Source organism: Halorubrum sp. SD41, assembly GCF_058630335.1.
The window spans coordinates 25148-42644 of sequence record NZ_JBZVGZ010000001.1; the positions used below are offsets into that span (position 1 = coordinate 25148).

Annotated in this window: 14 protein-coding genes; 6 read left to right on the plus strand and 8 right to left on the minus strand. The window is 71.0% G+C overall.

What is annotated here, in order from left to right:
* The first annotated feature begins 93 nt into the window (after positions 1-93).
* Positions 94-2691 (plus strand): DNA topoisomerase I, encoded by a 2598-nt coding sequence (locus AC4NMM_RS00140; protein WP_096393982.1) that lies wholly within the window; start codon positions 94-96, stop codon positions 2689-2691.
* Positions 2692-2778: 87 nt separating this feature from the next.
* Positions 2779-4314 (plus strand): ATP-binding protein, encoded by a 1536-nt coding sequence (locus AC4NMM_RS00145; protein ID WP_491923233.1) that lies wholly within the window; start codon positions 2779-2781, stop codon positions 4312-4314.
* 16 nt (positions 4315-4330) lie between these two features.
* Here the strand turns inward: AC4NMM_RS00145 and AC4NMM_RS00150 are convergent, their stop codons facing one another.
* The 5 genes from AC4NMM_RS00150 to AC4NMM_RS00170 form a co-directional block, all read right to left on the minus strand.
* Positions 4331-4690: a DUF192 domain-containing protein gene (locus tag AC4NMM_RS00150; protein WP_491923234.1), complete on the minus strand. Its 360-nt coding sequence runs from the start codon at positions 4688-4690 to the stop codon at positions 4331-4333.
* 87 nt (positions 4691-4777) lie between these two features.
* Positions 4778-5032, minus strand: coding sequence for a glutathione S-transferase N-terminal domain-containing protein (locus tag AC4NMM_RS00155; protein WP_096393985.1), 255 nt, complete (start codon positions 5030-5032; stop codon positions 4778-4780).
* Between the two features lie 352 nt (positions 5033-5384).
* Positions 5385-7031 carry a thermosome subunit beta gene (gene thsB / locus AC4NMM_RS00160; RefSeq protein ID WP_096396168.1) on the minus strand — a complete coding sequence of 549 codons (1647 nt, stop codon included), beginning with the start codon at positions 7029-7031 and terminating at the stop codon, positions 5385-5387.
* 213 nt (positions 7032-7244) lie between these two features.
* Complete coding sequence (locus tag AC4NMM_RS00165) at positions 7245-7769, minus strand: copper resistance protein CopD (protein ID WP_491923235.1); 525 nt, start codon at positions 7767-7769, stop codon at positions 7245-7247.
* 70 nt (positions 7770-7839) lie between these two features.
* Positions 7840-8397, minus strand: coding sequence for a DUF7523 family protein (locus tag AC4NMM_RS00170; protein ID WP_491923236.1), 558 nt, complete (start codon positions 8395-8397; stop codon positions 7840-7842).
* Positions 8398-8563: 166 nt separating this feature from the next.
* Here AC4NMM_RS00170 and AC4NMM_RS00175 point away from each other — a divergent pair, with 166 nt between their 5' ends.
* From AC4NMM_RS00175 to pheA, 3 genes are all read left to right on the plus strand, one after another.
* Positions 8564-9433 carry a CbiX/SirB N-terminal domain-containing protein gene (locus tag AC4NMM_RS00175; RefSeq protein ID WP_491923237.1) on the plus strand — a complete coding sequence of 290 codons (870 nt, stop codon included), beginning with the start codon at positions 8564-8566 and terminating at the stop codon, positions 9431-9433.
* A 2-nt stretch (positions 9434-9435) separates the two neighbouring features.
* The gene (locus AC4NMM_RS00180) at positions 9436-10683 is read left to right on the plus strand and encodes a DR2241 family protein (protein ID WP_491923238.1); all 1248 of its coding nucleotides are present in this window, start codon (positions 9436-9438) and stop codon (positions 10681-10683) included.
* Between the two features lie 90 nt (positions 10684-10773).
* Complete coding sequence (pheA, locus tag AC4NMM_RS00185) at positions 10774-11580, plus strand: prephenate dehydratase (protein WP_096393989.1); 807 nt, start codon at positions 10774-10776, stop codon at positions 11578-11580.
* A gap of 448 nt (positions 11581-12028) precedes the next feature.
* Here the strand turns inward: pheA and cysS are convergent, their stop codons facing one another.
* From cysS to AC4NMM_RS00200, 3 genes are all read right to left on the minus strand, one after another.
* On the minus strand, positions 12029-13510 hold the full coding sequence (gene cysS, locus AC4NMM_RS00190) for a cysteine--tRNA ligase (RefSeq protein ID WP_491923239.1): 1482 nt from the start codon (positions 13508-13510) through the stop codon (positions 12029-12031).
* 526 nt (positions 13511-14036) lie between these two features.
* The gene (gene ilvA, locus AC4NMM_RS00195; protein WP_491923240.1) at positions 14037-15311 is read right to left on the minus strand and encodes a threonine ammonia-lyase; all 1275 of its coding nucleotides are present in this window, start codon (positions 15309-15311) and stop codon (positions 14037-14039) included.
* Positions 15312-15387: 76 nt separating this feature from the next.
* Complete coding sequence (locus AC4NMM_RS00200; RefSeq protein ID WP_491923241.1) at positions 15388-16773, minus strand: cryptochrome/photolyase family protein; 1386 nt, start codon at positions 16771-16773, stop codon at positions 15388-15390.
* A gap of 135 nt (positions 16774-16908) precedes the next feature.
* Here AC4NMM_RS00200 and AC4NMM_RS00205 point away from each other — a divergent pair, with 135 nt between their 5' ends.
* On the plus strand, positions 16909-17439 hold the full coding sequence (locus tag AC4NMM_RS00205; RefSeq protein ID WP_491923242.1) for an Hsp20 family protein: 531 nt from the start codon (positions 16909-16911) through the stop codon (positions 17437-17439).
* The last annotated feature ends 58 nt before the right edge of the window (positions 17440-17497 follow it).

The following is a 17497-nucleotide window of genomic DNA, read 5'->3' on the forward strand; positions in this document are numbered from 1 at the left end:
GCCGATTCGTTCTTTGAGGCCATCCGTCCCCGAGCCTGCCCGCAATCTCGCGTCGCGAAAGCTTTAGACCCGGGAGCGGCGTATCTCGGCGCAATGAGTCGCGGCCCCGAGCTGATAATCACGGAGAAGGACAACGCGGCGCGGCGCATCGCCGACATCCTGAGCGGCGAGTCCGCGACCGCGGAGCGGATGAACGACGTCAACGTCTACGAGTGGGGCGGCAAGCGGTGTATCGGGCTCTCCGGCCACGTCGTCGGCGTGGACTTCCCCGCCGAGTACAACGACTGGCGCGACGTCGAGCCCGTCGAGCTGATCGACGCGCCCGTCACCAAGACCCCGACGCAGGAGGGGATCGTTGCCGCGCTGCGCCGACTCGCGCGCAACGCCTCCCGTGTCGTCATCGCGACAGACTACGACCGCGAGGGCGAGCTCATCGGCAAGGAGGCGTACGAGCTGGTCCGCGAGGTGAACGAGGACGTCCCCGTCGACCGCGTGCGCTTCTCGTCGATCACCGAAAACGAGGTCCAGGAGGCGTTCGCGAACCCCGACGACCTCGACTTCGAGCTGGCGGCCGCCGGCGAGGCCCGACAGACGATCGACCTCACGTGGGGCGCGGCGCTCACGCGGTTCCTCTCCCTCTCGGCCCGACAGATGGGCGACGACTTCATCTCCGTCGGCAGGGTCCAGGGGCCGACGCTCAAGCTCATCGTCGACCGCGAGCGCGAGATCCAGGCGTTCGACCCCGAGTCCTACTGGGAGCTGACGGGCGAGCTGGCGAAGTCGGGCGGCGACCCGTTCGAGGCGCGCTACTTCTATTTAAACGACGAGGGCAACGAGCGCGAGCGCGTCTGGGACGAGGCGGTCGCCGAGACGCTCACCGAGGCGCTCGCCGCGGCCGAGGGAGCGACCGTCGACGACGTCACCCGCCGGACGCAGACCGACGACCCGCCGACGCCGTTCAACACCACCGCGTTCATCCGCGCGGCGGGGTCGCTCGGCTACTCCGCGCAGCGCGCCATGTCGCTCGCGGAGGACCTCTACACCGCCGGCTACGTCACCTATCCCCGGACCGACAACACGGTGTACCCCGACGACTTGGAGCCCGAGGAGCTGATCGAGGAGCTTTCGGCGGCCTCGACGTTCGGAAAAGACGCCGCGAGCCTGCTCGCCGAGGACCGCGAGATCGAGCCGACCGAGGGCGACGAGGAGACGACGGACCACCCGCCGATCCACCCGACCGGCGAGCTCCCCTCGGCCTCCGACCTCTCCGACGACGAGTGGGAGGTGTACGAGCTGATCGTTCGCCGGTTCCTCGCGACCTGCGCCGACCCCGCGACGTGGGAGCGCCTGCGCGTCGTGGCGCTCGCGAACGGCGAGGCGACGCCGATCGCCGAGGGCGCCGACGGGCTCGCCGCGCTCCGCGATCCGGACGACGCGTCGAAGCCGGCCGACCTCGTCGCGGACGGCGGCCTGCGGCTGAAGGCCAACGGGAAGCGGCTCCTGGAGGCCGGCTACCACGACGTCTACCCGTACCGCTCCAGCGACGAGCGGATCGTCCCGGACGTCGAGGTCGGCGAGACGCTGTCGCTGTCGAACCGGGTTACCGAGGGCAAGGAGACGCAGCCGCCCCGCCGCTACGGCCAGTCGCGGCTCATCGAGGAGATGGAGAAGCGGCAGCTGGGCACGAAGGCGACCCGCCACCGGACCATCGAGAAGCTGTACGACCGCAACTACGTCGAGAGCGACCCGCCCCGGCCGACGCGGCTCGCGGAGGCGGTCGTCGAGGCCGCCGAGGAGTTCGCCGACCGGATCGTGAGCGAGGAGATGACCGCCCAGCTCGAACAGGACATGGCGGCCATCGCGGCCGGCGAGAAGGAGTACGACGAGGTGACCGAGGCCTCCCGCGAGCTGCTCTCGCGCGTGTTCGACGACCTCACCGAGTCGCGCGAGGCGGTCGGCGACCACCTCCAGAACTCGCTGAAGGCGGACAAGACGCTCGGTCCGTGTCCCGAGTGCGGCGCGGACCTCCTCGTCCGGAAGTCGCGACAGGGGTCGTACTTCGTCGGCTGCGACGGCTACCCGGACTGCGAGTACACCCTCCCGCTCCCCTCGACCGGGAAGCCGCTCATCCTCGACGAGACCTGCGAGGAGCACGGGCTCCGCCACGTGAAGATGCTCGCCGGCCGGAAGACGTTCGTCCACGGCTGCCCGCAGTGTAAGGCGGACGAGGCCGACGAGCAGGAGGACGAGGTGATCGGCGTCTGTCCGGACTGCGGTGCGGAACACGGCGGGGAGCTCGCGATCAAGCGCCTCCGCTCCGGCTCCCGGCTCGTCGGCTGTACGCGCTACCCCGACTGCGACTACTCGCTGCCGCTCCCCCGCCGCGGTGAGATCGAAATCACCGACGAGACCTGCGAGGACCACGACCTCCCCCACCTCCGCGTCCACTCCGGCGACGAGCCGTGGGAGCTCGGCTGTCCGATCTGTAACTACCGCGAGTTCACGGCCCGCCAGGAGGGGTCGGAGCTTCAGGCGGTCGAGGGGATCGGCGAGAAGACCGCCGCGAAGCTGAAGGACGCCGGCGTCGACGGCGTCGACGAGCTCAAGTCGGCCGACCCGGACGCCCTCGCGAGCGACGTCGACGGCGTGGGCGCCGACACCGTCCGCGACTGGCAGGCCAAAGCGGACTGACCGGTTTCGGGCCGACAGCTGTTTCCGGACCGACAGGACTCATAAAACCATAAACACATATGGACGGAGTGTCTCGATCATCGACAGATGGGGGACCGCAGGGGAGATCCGTCGGCCGACGACCGACCGTCGCCGAGCGGCGACGCCGCCCCGACCGGGATCCTCCGGGCGTTCGTCGAGGCGGTCCCCACCCCGACGCTCGTCTGCGATCCGGAGACGCTGACGATCCGGGCCGCGAACGCGCCCGCGGCCGACCTCCTCGGGCACGACCGCGGCACGCTGACGCTGATGGGTCTCCCGGACGTCGGCGAGAACGAGGTCACCGTTTCCGGCGAGTCGATCGCCGACGTCGCTGCCGCCGCGCCGGCCGCGGGATCCCCCGCTTCCGCCGACTCGGGCGCCGCGGTCGAGCAGTTCGAGTGGGACCTCCGGCTCGGGAATCCGGGACTGCGGGTCGACGCGGCGCTCCGCGCGGCGACGATCGCCGGCGACGAGTGGCTCGTCGTCGGCCTCTCCGACGCCACCGCCCGCGTCGCCGCCGAGGCCGAGCGCGCCGCCGAGCGCCGACTGGTCGACGCCGTCGCCGAGACCGTCCCGCTCGCGCTGTTCCGCTGTACCGAGGAGGGGACGCTCTCGCGGTGGAACGAGCGGCTCGCGGCCGACTCGGGATACGACCCCGAGTCGCTGTCGGGGCGTGCGCTCACCTCGCTGTTCGACGAGGAGACGAGCGGCCTCGTGAGCGACTCCCTCTCTAGGGTGTACCGCGAGGGGGAACCCGCCTCCTGCGAGGCGCAGCTGCTCACCCGCTCCGGCGAGCGCGTCCCGTACCGGCTCTCGCTCGGGCCCGTCACCGACGGCGATCGGGTCGTGGGCGCGGTCGGCGTCGGCGAGGATCTCACCGAGGCGTCGCTCAGGGAGGAGCGGCTCGCGGTGTTGACGCGCGTCCTGCGGCACAACTTCCGGAACGACCTCAACGTGGTCACGGGGTTCACCGGGCGGGCCATCGAGGCGGTCGACGACCCCGACCTGGTCGCCGAGCTCGAACGCGTCGTCGACACCGCCGAACGACTGCTCCGGCTCGGCGAGACCTCCCGGAAGGTGGAGCGGCTGCTCTCCTATCGGCCCTCGCCGCGGCCGGTCGCGCTCGCGCCCGCGGTGGACGCGGCGCTCGAATCGCTCGACGAGGAGATCCGCGCCCGGGCGACCGTCGATGTCGACGTTCCCGAGGGGCTCGCCGTCTCTGCGGTCGCGTTCCTTCCCGAGGCGATCACCGAGCTCGTCGACAACGCGGTCCGCCACAGCGACGCGGACGCCCCCCGAGTCCGGATCTCGGCCGCGGAGCTGCCCAGCGAGTCGTGGGTCTCGCTCGTCGTCGCGGACGACGGGCCGGGGATCCCGCCGGCCGAGCGCGCCGTGCTCACCGGCGAGGAGACGCCGCTCGAACACGCGAGCGGGCTCGGCCTCTGGTACGTGAACTGGATCGTCACCGCGGGCGGCGGGAGCCTCGACATCGCCGAGAGCAAGGCCGGCGGCAGCCGGATCGAGCTGTCGCTGCGCGCCGCGGAGGAACCGCCGGAGGACGCGGACCTGTTCGATCCCGACGAGTTCGGGGACGGGGCGTAGGTCGGTCGAGGAACTCTCACTCGTCGAGTCGCAGTTCGTCACCGACCGCCACCGACTCGGCCGCGCCCGCCGGCAGTTCGACGACCGTGTCCGCGCGGCCGCGACCCAGCCCGACGAACGGCGCGAGCCGTTTCGTCGCCGTCACCTCGCCGTCGACGAGCCAGGCCGCGTCGATCGCGAACGGCACGAACAGCATGTGGAGCCACCGCGCGTCGGGCTCGTCGAAGGGGAAGACCAGCGCGTAGTCGTCCGGGATAGAGCGTCGGAACATCAGGCCTCGCGCCTGTTCGAGCGTCGAGCGCGCGACGTCGACGTCGCTCGCGAGGACGGTCTCGGTCCGGTCGCTCCCCGGCGCGGGGCGATGAACGAGTCGCACGCCCGCTACCTCGCCGCGGGCGGATAAATAGCCTCTCGTTGCGGGGCCGCGGTCCGCCGGCTCCGACGCGGGCCGAGCGCGCCGGGCTCAGCTCGCGCCGCCGTACGTCTCTTCGAGGTACTCGACGATGTCGTCGCTCTCGGGCATCCCCTCGATCCCGTGCTCCTCGTCGACGAGGACCGGGACGCCGGTCTGCCCGGAGACCTCCTCCACCTCCGTCCGGTCGCCGTGCGAACGCGGCACCATCACCGACTCGTACTCCAAGTCGAGCTCCGACAGCTTCGTCTTGACTTTCGCGCAGAACGGACAGCCTTCCAGTTCGTAGAGCGTTAGGTTCGCCATCACCGTCGCGTACGGCTCGGATCCGTAAAGAGGTGCGGCCGCGGATGCGTCGGACGCGCACGGGCGGTCGGGGCGGGCGCGTCGACGATCGTCCCGTCTCGGCCGTGAATTCGGGGATAAGGGAGCCTCCCGGGTAGTGCGCGAAAACGGGGGAAAATCGGAGCGTTCGAACGGGGGAAGTCGTCGGGGCGATCGCGGTCGGCGTGGGTGTGGTGGTTCCGTCGGAACCTCGCTTACATCGACTGCGTCAGGCGGAGCCTGACGGTCTATGGAAATCTGTCTCCGACAGATTTCCGGCTCGCGGGTCGCTCTCGCTCCCCGCTCGCCGTTCGAGGTTCTTTCAGAACCTCGCTTACATCGCGCCGCCCATGCCACCCATGCCGCCCATGCCGCCGCCGGGGGCGCCGCCCTCGTCGTCGCCGCCCGACGTCGAGAGGTCGCCCGCCGAGATGATGTCGTCGATTTTCAGCACGAGGTTCGCCGCCTCGGCCGCGGAGGCGATCGCCTGCTCCTTCGCGTGGGCCGTCTCGACGACGCCCGCGTCGGCCGTGTCGACGACCTCGCCGGCGAACACGTCGAGCCCGGCGTTCTGGTCGCCGGCCTCGTGGGCCGCGCGGAGGTCGACCAGCAGGTCGATGGCGTCGAGGCCCGCGTTCTCGGCGAGCACGCGCGGGATCAGTTCGAGGGAGTCGGCGAACGCCTCGACCGCGAGCTGCTCGCGGCCCTCGACGGAGTCGGCGTAGTCGCGCAGGCGACGCGCGATCTCGACCTCGACCGCGCCGCCGCCGGGCAGCGTCCGGCCGTCGGAGACGGTCGTCGAGACCACGTCGAGCGCGTCCTGAATGCCGCGTTCGAGCTCGTCGACGACGTGGTCGGTGGTGCCGTACAGGAGGAGCGTGACGCCGTGGGCGTCCTCGCCCTCGACGTAGAACAGCTCCTCGTCGTCGTCGCGCGTGACGGAGCCGACCGCGAGGTCGTCGGCGGAAAGCGAGTCGAGGTCGGTGACGATCGGCGCGCCGAGGACGTTCTTCAGGAACGTCAGGTCGGACTTCTTCGTGCGCCGGACCGCGAGGACGCCCTCCTTCGCGAGGTAGTGCTGCGCGAGGTCGTCGATGCCCTTCTGACAGAAGACGACGTCGGCGCCGCTCTCGACGATCTGATCGACCTTCTCGCGGAGCTGCTCTTCCTCCTGATCGAGGAACTTCTGGAGCTGGTCCGGGGAGTCGACGTTGACGGAGGTGTCGACGTCCGCCTCCTCGACCTCGATCGGGTCGTTGAGGAGGAGGACGTTCGCCGACTCGAAGTCGGTCGGCATGTCCTCGTGGACGGGGTCCTTGTCGATCGCCGCGCCGGAGAGGAGGCGGGACTCGCCCGCCGCGCGGCCGGTGCGCGTCTCGATGTTAAGGTTCGCGAGGTCGACCACGTGGGAACCGTCGTCGGCCTCGACGGTGACGCCCTGTACCGCGCGGACGACGAGGTCGGCGAGCGTCTCCTTGTCGAGCTCGGCGCCCTTGCCCGTCATCGACGTCTCGGCGACGTTACGCAGCGTCTCCGTGTCGTCGGGGTCGACGGCCGTCGCGACCTCGTCGACCTGCTCGCGGGCGTACTCGCTCGCGAGGTTGAACCCCTTGATCACGGCCGTCGGGTGGATGTCCTGTTCGAGGAGGTCCTCGGCGTTCTTCAGGAGCTCGCCCGCGATGGCGACCGCGCTGGTCGTCCCGTCGCCGGCCTCGTCCTCCTGGGTCTCGGCGACCTCGACGACCATCTCGGCGGTCGGGTTGTCGATGTCCATCTCCTGGAGGATGGTGACCCCGTCGTTGGTGATGGTGACGTCGCCCATCGAGTTGACGAGCATCTTGTCCATCCCCTTCGGTCCGAGCGTCGAGCGGACCGACTCGGCGACGCCGCGCGCCGCGGAGATGTTGTACTCCTGAGCGTCCTTGTCCTGGACGCGCTGGGCGTCCTCGCCCATGATGATCATCGGCTGGCCCTGCTGCATTCGCTGACTCATACAGCGTTTGATTGATTGTGATTCTATATAAACCTCTCGGTGAGGGGCCGTCAGGCGCAGACCCCCCGCGACGAGGTCGTTCGCGAAAAACCACCTGACACGGCGGTGTTCGCCTCCAGTTCATGCGGAGAGTTAGCATTGATCTCTGTCGCCGTGAGAACGGCGATCCGACGCCGTTTATATACTCCGTTTATTTCAACCTCACCCGGGTACCCCGCCGGCGAGGAGCGCGGCGTCGACGAGCAGCAGGACGGCGAGGCCGGCGCTCGCCAGCAGGTAGGGGCGCGCGACCGACGCCAACCGAGCGGACCCGGGGACGCCCCCGACTCCGGCGAGCGCGTCGACCGGGAACCCCTCGGCCATGTACCGAGCCCACCCGAGGTCGGGATCGATCTCGCGGCGCATCCGGAGGACGCCGAGTTCGACGAGCCCGTTCATCGCGCCCCACAGCGACAGCATCGCGAGGACGGCCCATCCTCTCGGGGTCGTCGCGAGCAGCTCCAGCGGCGTGTACAGCCGCCAGACCATGTACGCGCCGGTGACCGGGAGGACCACCCCGGTCCAGCGCGTGACCGTGAGGAGGCGGTGGGCGGCGTCGACGAACGCGGCGCGGCCGAGCGTCCCGTCGGTCGCCCGCGGCAGCGTCGCGTAGACGACGTACAGCGTCGCGCCGGTCCACAGCGCGCCGGAGAGCACGTGGAGGACGAAGGCGGTCGCGAGCAGCACGGGATCGGGTGGGCACGAGAGCGGGAAAAAGACCGTCCCGGACAGGATCGGGTAGCGCTTCGCCGGCCGGTTAGCCCTCGTCGACCGGCACCGCCCCCAGCGCCGCCTCGACGACCCGCACCGCGCTCGCGCCGTCGCGCCGGGGAACGACGCAGACGAGCGCGTCGCCCGCCACCCCCGCGGCGGCGACGCCGACGTCCGCGGCGGCGAGTCGGCCGAGCGCGTCCGCCAGCGCCGCGGCGTCGACGTCGCCGGTCGCGAGGATCGCCGTGCGATCGCCGCCGTCGACGACCGCCGCGTCGCCGACGCGGAGGAGCGAGAGGTCGTCCGCGTCGCCCGCGCCGGAGTCGCCGTCGCCCGCGTCGGAATCGCCATCGCCCGCGTCGTCGACCACGCCCACCCCGCTCCGCATGGTGACGCTCGCGGTCCGGGACTCGGTCTCGTACGCCGGCAGGTCCTCCCGGAAGCGGCGGAGCGCGGCCGCGATCGCGTCCGGGTCGCCGTCGAGGTCGGCCCGCTCGGCGAGCCAGGTCGCCGCGGCGCTGTGGTTCACCAGTCCGGCGCGGAGCGCGTCGCGGACGAACGGGCGCGCCCTGACCGCCTCGCGCGTCTCGGCTGCCAGCGACATGCGCGAGGCTGTGAGTCGGGCGGGCAAGATCGTTTCGGTCCGGGGCCCCGCCGGGGCGCGCGCATCGCCCGGCGGAACGCGCGGATCGTTCGCCGGCGACGGCTCGCCGTTCTCGTCGCCTCGCAGCCTCCGAAGTCCCTAAGAGCGGCGCGGCCCCAGTGTGGGTATGCAGTCGCTCGTCATCGTCGCGCACGGCTCCCACCTCAACCCCGAGTCGAGCGCGCCGACGTACGACCACGCCGACACGATCCGCGCCACCGGTGCCTTCGACGAGGTCCGCACCGGGTTCTGGAAGGAGGAACCGCACTTCCGAGAGGTGCTCCGCACCGTCGAGGGCGACGAGATATACGTCGTCCCGCTGTTCGTCTCGGAGGGCTACTTCACGGAGCAGGTGATCCCCCGCGAGCTGCGCCTCGCCGGCTGGGACGTCTCCGAGTGGGACTCCGACGGCCTCTCCGCCGACCAGGCCACCCTCGTCGCCGAGGACATCGGCCGCGAGGTCCACTACTGCGGGCCGGTGGGGACCCACCGCGCGATGACCGACGTGATCGTCCGGCGCGCGGAGTCCGTGACGGACGACCCCGACGTGGGCGACGGGTTCGGGCTGGCGGTCGTCGGCCACGGCACCGAGCGCAACGAGAACTCGGCGAAGGCGATCGAGTACCACGCCGACCGGATCGCCGAGCGCGACCGCTTCGACGAGGTGAAGGCGCTGTACATGGACGAGGAGCCCGAGGTCGACGACCTCCCCGAGCACTTCGAGAGCGACGACGTCGTCTTGGTTCCCCTCTTCATCGCCGACGGCTACCACACCCAGGAGGACATTCCGGAGGACGTCGGCCTCTGCGAGGACCACACGGAGGGGTACGACGTGCCCGAGACGGTCGACGGCACCCGGATCTGGTACGCCGGCGCGGTGGGGACGGAGCCGCTCATGGCCGACGTGGTCTTGGAGCGCGCCGCCGACGCCGGCGCCGACCTCGGGACCGCGCTCGACGACGTGCGCGAGACGACCCGCGTCGCCACGGGGGACTGACCGTGGCCGACCCCACCTCCGCGACCGACGGCGGCGAAGCGGTCGACGGCGAGGAATCGACCGAGGACGGAGAGGCGACCGACGACGAGCCCGCGGTTCCCGACGTCGAACTCCCGGGCGACGCGTTCGACGCGGTCCTCGACGCGCTCGCCGACCGCGAGCCGGGCGAGCCCCTCCGGTTCGAGGGGTTCAGCGTCGCGCGCGGCACCGAGGGCGCCGACGAGGACCTGCCCGGCGGCGGGGCCGACGAGTACGTCCTCGCGGCCGGCGGCCGCCCGACGGGGATGAGCGAGCGCGAGCTCCACGAGGCGCTCGCCGAGCGCGCGCCCGCGGTGACGGACTGGTACGTCTTCGAGCGGGTCGTCGGCGAGTTCGGCCCGCGACGCGCCTTTCTCCGCTGGATCGAGGACGCCGACGGCGAGACCGTGGCGACCCGGTACGCGGCGCTCGCCGAGGGGATCGAGCGCGCCTGGGGCGAACTGAAGATCACGGCGACGGTCACCGACCGCGGGGAGCGCCGCTACGACGTGCGCCACGCCGACGACGCCGGCGTTCCGGTCGACGACCTCGACGCGTACGAGGACCCGCTCGACGCGCGCGAACTCGTCACGTACGACGAGAAGGGGCGGTACCGGCCGCTCAAGACGGCGCCGTCGCTCGCGGGCGGGTGGGTCTTCCCCGACCTCGGTCCGCGCGAGCTCTACGAGGCGGTCGAGACGATCTACCCCGCGACGGTCGCCAACTGGCACCGCGAGCGCGAGGGCGAGCTCGACGTGACTCACTGGCGCGAGACGATGGAGCGTCAGTCGGGTATCTACGGCGTCGTGAAGACGTGGGACCGCGGCGAGGGGCACGAGCACGTCGACTGGGTCGCGGAGGCGTGCTGCGACGACTCGCAGTGTCTCAAGCGCCGGGAGTGGCAGTACGACGACGAGACCGACCTCGACGTCGACGGCGGCGACGGCGTCTTCCCCTGTCGCGAGCCCTGCTCGGTCGTGGTGTCGGCCGCGCGCAAGTGGACGCGGCTGGAGAGCGAGCAGCCCCGGACCTACGAGTTCGAGCTGACGCCGAGCGAGAAGGAGCAGGTCGAAGATATCATCGACGCGGTCGCCGACGGCCGGATCGACGAGATCCGCGAGGCCGACACGAAGGAGGGCGCGAACCGCTACCGGACGCGCTTCCTGCGGGCGAAGCTGTTCGACGAGGACGGCAACCTCGGCGGCGTGCCGACCGACCCGGACGACGAATAAGATTCTGCGGCGGCCCCGCCGAACCGGCGCACCCCGGAAACATCGCCGCGCCCCGCAGGCTTTTCTCGCCGCCCCCGGTACGGTGGGGTAATGAACGCCGTCACGCTGGGCCCCGCCGGCACGTACTCGCACCGCGCCGCGCGCTCCGTCGCCGCCGAGGTGTCGTTCCGGGAGTCGGTCACCGCCATCGTCGACGCCGTCGCGAGCGGCGAGTTCGAGCGCGGGGTCGTCCCCATCGAGAACAGCATCGAGGGGTCCGTCACGGAGAGCCTCGACGCGCTCGCCGACTACGACGTGTCGGTCACCCGCGAGGTCGTCACGCCGATCCGCCACGCCCTCCTCGCGCAGGACGACGCGTTCGAGGTCGTCGCCAGCCACTCGCAGGCGCTCGCGCAGTGCCGCAACTGGCTGGAGGCGAACTATCCGGACGCCGGCCTCGAAGCGGTCGCCTCAACGGCCCGCGGGGTCGAGCGCGCCCGCGAGGACGCCCGCGTCGCCGGCATCGGCCACCCGGACAACGCCGGCGACGACCTCGACATCCTCGCCGCGGACATCCAGGACCGCACCTCGAACGCGACCCGGTTCCTCGTCGTCGCGCCCGAGTCCGCGCGCTCGGACGCCGGCGGGAAGACCACGCTGATCGTCTACCCGAACGCGAACTACCCCGGCCTCCTCCTGGAACTGCTGGAGGCGTTCGCCGACCGCAACCTCAACCTCTCGCGGATCGAGTCGCGCCCGAGCGGCGAGCGCCTCGGCGACTACCTCTTCCACTTCGACGTGGACGCCGGCCTCTACGAGGACCACATGGCGAAGGCGGTCGAAGACGTGGAGGCCATCGCGGACAACGGGTGGGTGAAGGTGCTCGGCTCGTACGATACCGAGCACGTATTGGACTGAGGGCTCGACTTCGGGAGATTACGATTCAACGCCGCCGATCAGATATTTATATGATCAGATCCGACGATGACGACTATTTATAGATGAACGCAGCGGTGCGGTGGCGCGCGCCTCCGAGCGGCCGCCGTCGGCGGCCGTGAGGAGCGCGTGCGAGGGAGTCGGGCGGCCGGAGCGAAGCGGAGGCCGCCCGACGAGGCTGGGGAGGTGTGAGGTGCGGTGCTGTGCGGGGCGGGACTCAAAGGGGCAGCCGCGAGGACGAAGACGCGCGACGTAAGGACCGCAGGAACGAGTGAAACGAGTGACGAGGACCGCAGCGAGCGCATCGAGTCCTCGCGGCTGGGGCTTTGGAGGTGTTCTCCGTGCCACTGCGAACAACAAAACGCCGCGCACGAACACCGGCACTCGTCACCTAACTACCGGCCGCCTCGGAAAAATTTGTGTACGCGTCCTATTCGAACCGGTACGTCGCGCCGTCCGGGCCGTCCTCGATCTCGACGCCGACCTCGCGGAGCGCGTCGCGGAGCTCGTCGGCGCGCTCGTAGTTGCCGGCCTCGCGCTCGGCCTCGCGCACGTCGAGGACGAGCTCGACCAACTCGCCGGCGAGGTCCACGTCGCCCTCGCTCGGCGACTCGAACTGGAGGCCGAGCACGTCGCCGCCGAGCGCCTCGAACGCTTCGACGGCCTCGCGGAGGCCGCGGTAGTCGTATGCCGAGTCGCTGTTGGCGTCCACGTGCCGGTTCACCGCGTCGGTGAGGTCCAGCAGGGCCGCGGTCGCCTCCCGGAGGTTGAGGTCGTCGTTCATCGCGGCCGCGAACTCCTCGCGCGCGGTCGCGACCGCCTCACGGAGGGCCGCGTCCGCGGCCTTCGCGCGGGCGTCGGTCGAGTCGAGCGCCTCGACCGCGCGGTCGTAGGTGCGCGAGAGGCGCTCCCAGCGCTCCTCCGCCTCCGCCATCGTCTCTTCGGTGAGCGCCTGCTCGGAGCGGTAGGCGGCGCCGGCGTAGAAGGTGCGGATCACGTTGACGCCGAGCTCGTCTAAGGCGTCCGGCACCGTCCAGAAGTTGCCGATCGAGGAGGACATCTTCTCGCCGTCCATCTCCAGTAAGCCGACGTGGAGCCAGTGGCGCGCGAACGCCTCGCCGGTGGCGGCCTCCGACTGCGCGATCTCGTTTTCGTGATGCGGGAAGACGAGGTCGCGGCCGCCCATGTGGATATCGAGGGTGTCGCCGAGGTGCGTCGTCGACATCGCCGAGCACTCGACGTGCCACCCGGGGCGCCCCTCGCTCCACGGTGAGTGCCACGTCTCGCCGCTCGGCGTCTCGGCGCCGTGGTCGTGTTTCGCGTGCCCGCGCGCCGCGGACTCGCTCACGCCGTCCGCCTTCCAGAGGGCGAAGTCCGCGGGGTTGCGCTTCTCCGAGCGCTCGTCCGGCTCGCCCTGCGCCTCGAGCGCGTCGAGGTCCTGGTTCGAGAGCTTCCCGTAGTCGTCGAAGCGCGTCACGTCGAAGTAGACCGAGCCGTTCGACTCGTAGGCGTACCCCTTCTCGATCAGGGTCTCGGTGAGGTCGATTATCTCCGGGACGTGTTCGGTGACGCGGGGGTACACCTCGGCGCGCTTGAGGTTCAGCCCGCGCATCGAATCGAAGACGCTCGCCGTGAACGTCTCGGCCACGTCGCGCTCCGCGGTCCACTCGTCGCGCTCGCCGACGCGGGCCGTGATCTTCTCGTTGACGTCGGTGACGTTCTCGACGTGGCGCACGTCGTACCCCTCGTGTTCGAGCCACCGGTGGAGGACGTCGGCGTGGAACCACAGCCGGGCGTGGCCGAGGTGGGGGTCGTCCGACACCGTCAGGCCGCAGACGTACAGCGTGACGTCGCCGTCCGCGGTGAACTCGACGCGCTCGTCTTCCAGGGTGTCGGTGACGACGAGACTCATTACGACGTGGTTGCCGAGGTGAGCCTTTTAAATCGTCGGATCGGGCGAGACGAGGCAGACGTGTTCTCTGTCGGTTCGACCGTTCGAGAGTGAATCGTCGGTGTCGATGCCGGATCGGTGACTAACTCCGCCGAATCTCCAGTCGCCCACTTATAAATGGTTGATAACGGATCGGCGGCGAACACCGCCAAAGCCCCAGCCGCGAGGGCGACGTACGCTCGCTGCGCGCTTCACTCGGTCGCTCACTGCGTTCGCCCCCTCCTCCCTGTCCTTGCCCCCCCTCCGTTCCCCTCGCGGCCGGGGGGGCCTCCGCGCCACGGGCCACGGGCGGCAAAGCCGCCGGTGACTGCCCCTTTGAGTCCCGCCCCGCACAGCACCGCACCTCACACCTCCCCAGCCTCGTCGTCGGTCCTCCGCTTCGCTCCGGACCGCCGACTCCCTCGCACGTGCTCCTCGCGGCCGCCGGTGGCGGCCGCTCGGAGGCGCGCGCCACCGCAGTTCTATTTATAAATGACGACGCTTTCCCTCACTCCTCTCGCGTCGTCCACGCCACCTCGTACCCCGCCTCGCGGACCGCCGACAGGACGCGGTCGACGTGGGCCGGGCCGTTCGTCTCCACCTCGAACACGAGGTCGGCGTCGCCCACCGGCAGATCGGGGCGGCTGCGCTCGTGGCGCACCGTCCGGATGTTCGCGCGCTCGCCGCCGATCAGGGTCGCGATCTCGCCCATCGTCCCGGGCGTGTCGTCGATCCGGACGAAGAGCTCGATCAGCTGGTCGCGGTCGACGAGGGCGTGGGTCACCACCTCCTTCAGCGTCGTCACGTCGATGTTGCCGCCGCAGAGCAGCGGGACGACCGTCTCGCCGGCGAGGTCGAGCTCGTCGACCGCGTCGTCGTTTAAGAGGGCGGCCGCGGCGGTCGCGCCCGCGCCCTCCACCATCTGTTTCGCGCGCTCCAAGAGCAGCAGGATCGCGCTCGCCACGTCGTCGTCGCTCACGACGACGGCGTCGTCGAGATGCTCGTCGAGGAGGTCGAACGTGAGATCGCTCAGCCCGCCGGTCGCGATCCCGTCCGCGATGGTGTCCGGCTCGTCGCGCGTCACCAGCTCCCCGGCCGCGAGGCTCTCCGAGAGCGTGGAGGCGCCCTCGGTCTGAACGCCGACGACCCGGGTCTCCGGGGATCGCGCCTTCACCGCGGTCGCGACGCCGCCCGCGAGCCCGCCGCCGCCCACGGGGACGAGGACCGTGTCGGCGTCGGGCACCTGGTCGAGCACCTCCAGCCCGAGGGTCCCCTGCCCGGCGACCACGTCTGGGTCGTCGAACGCGTGGACGAACCGCGTCCCGGGGTCGTCGGTCAGCGTCCGGGCGTGAGCCATCGCCTCGGGGAACGCGCTCCCGCGGAGGACGACCTCGGCGCCGTACGCGCGCGTCGCCTCGATCTTCGCTGCGGGCGCCGACTCCGGCATCACGACCGTCGCGTCGATCCCGGCGTCGGCGGCCGCCAGCGCCACCCCCTGCGCGTGGTTGCCCGCGCTCGCGGCCACCACGCGCCCGATCGCCGGCCCGTCGGTCTCCCCCTCGGACCCCTCTCCGGACTCGCCGATCGCCAGCGAGATCGCGTTGTACGCGCCGCGCGTCTTGAACGAGCCCGTTCGCTGGAGGTGTTCCATCTTCAGGCGCACGTCGGCGCCGCACCGCTCGCTCAGCGACCGGCTCCGCTCGACGGGCGTCCGCTGGACGATGTCGGTGCCGGCGAGCCGCGCTGCGGCGGCCTCGACGTCGTCGATCGTGACGGGGGACATGAGCGCGGTGTTCGCCCGGTCCCCGCAAAAGAACTCGGTTTCGGAACGGCGGTACAGGCGCGCTGACCTCCCGGCCTCACCGCTTCCCGAGCGCCTCCTCGAAGACGCGCTGGGCGCGCTCGTACCCCTCGTCTCGGTCGACGATCGGGTGCGGGTAGTCGGGCGCCAGCTCCTCGCGCTCCGCCCGCGAGAGGGTCGGCCAGTCGACGACCTTGTCGGCCGGCACGTCCGCCAGTTCGGGAACGTACGCCGTCACGAAGCGCGCGCTCTCGTCGTACTTCGACATCTGGCTCACCGGGTCGAAGATGCGCACGTCGACGGAGTCGGTGCCGGTCGAGGCGGTCCACTGCCACGCGCCGTGGTTCGAGGCGTAGTCGTGGTCGATCAGCTGCTTGGTGAAGTAGCGCGCGCCGCGCCGCCAGTCGATCAGGAGGTGTTTCGTCAGGAAGCTCGCGACCACCTGCCGCGGGCGGTTGTGGACGTACCCCTCCGCGTTCAGCTGCCGCATCCCGGCGTCGACGAGCGGATAGCCGGTCTCGCCGCGCGTCCACGCCTCGAAGGCGTCGTCGTCGTCGCGCCACGCGATCTCGTTCGGGAACGACACGTAGTTCGACACCGCCAAGTCCGGGTTGTAGTACAACAGGTGGTACATCTGCTCGCGCCACGACAGCTCGTACCGGTACTTGTCGACGTTGCGCCGCTCGCCGCCGGTCGCGGCGTCGTACGCGTCGCCCGCGTCCGCCCACACCTCCCGGATCCCGATCGCGCCCGTCGCGAGGTACGGGGACATCCGGGAGACGGCGTGCGTCGGCGCCTCGACGGCTCGCGCGAGGTCGTCGCGGGTGTCGTTGTAGGAGGCGATCCCGTCGTCGAGGAACTCGTCGAACCGCTCGCGCGCGGCCTCGTACCCCGCCTCGGGGAGGTCGATGTCCGCGTCGGGCTCGGGGACGGTCTTCCCGTCGCGGACGTCGGCGAGATCGTCGGGCTCCGGCTCGGCGAACGGCCCGCGTTTCGGCACGGCCTCCCAGTCGTCGTGGAACCGGCTGTGGTTCGGGTAGCGCGTCTCTAGCCGGCCGGGATCGACCAGCACGAGGTCGGTCCGCGCGTCCGTCTCGACGCCCGCGTCGGCGAGCGCGTCCTCGACCGCCCGCTGTCGGTTCCGGCGGGCCGGCCGGTAGTGTTCGTTGTAGTGTACCACCTCGGCGTCGTACTCGTCGGCGAGGCCGACGAGGACCTCGTCCGGGTCGCCCGCGCGGACGATCAGGTCGCTTCCGAGCTCGCGGTACCGCGCCTCCAGCCGCTTCACGTTGCGGAGGAAGAAGGCGCGCTGGCGCGCGCCGACCGTCGCGAGCAGGTCGGCGTCGTACACGAACGTCGGGACGACCTCACCTTCCCGAGCCGCGGCCGCGAGGCCGGCGTTGTCCCGCGTCCGCGCGTCGCCTCGGTGCCAGTACAGGCGCATACGATCGCCTGGGGCGCGAGCGGATAGTGTCTGTCGGCGGTCGTCGTTTGGACCCTCGTCGGCCCCGCGGCCCCGCGGCTCCGCGCCGCGTCCCGCCAGTACGTTCAAGACGCTCCGCCCCGAATCCTGTCCCGTATGACCCGACGCGATCCCTTCGACGAGATCGAGGACCTGCTCGAACGGATGGGCCGCGAGTTCGAGGAGCTCGGCGGCACGCTGGAGGGGACCGGTCCCGACGTCCCGCGGTTCCCCGGCGCCCGCAACGTCGACGTCGACGTGATCGAGGACGACGAGGCGGTCACGGTCGTCGCCGACCTCCCCGGGTTCGACGCCGACGACGTCGACGTCGAGTTCCGCGACGACGCGCTCGTGATCTCCGGATCCCGCGAGGAGGCGACCGAGTTCGACGTCGCCGACGCGGACGACGACGGCGAGGCCGGTGAGACCGACGCGGACGACGCCGCCGCCGGCGCACACGAGGCCGACGACGAGGTCCGCTACCACCGACGCGAACGCCGCCTCAGGTCCGTCTCCCGCCGGGTTCCGATCCCCGAACCGGTCGAGGCCGACGCGGCGACGGCGACCTTCGACGCCGGCGTGCTCACGGTCACGCTCCCCAAGCGCTCGCCCGACGACGACCGCGGACACACGATCGACGTCAGCTGAGCCTCGATCGCGCCGTCGGTATCGATTTCGCCCGCCGCCGCGATCGCGAGATAGCACG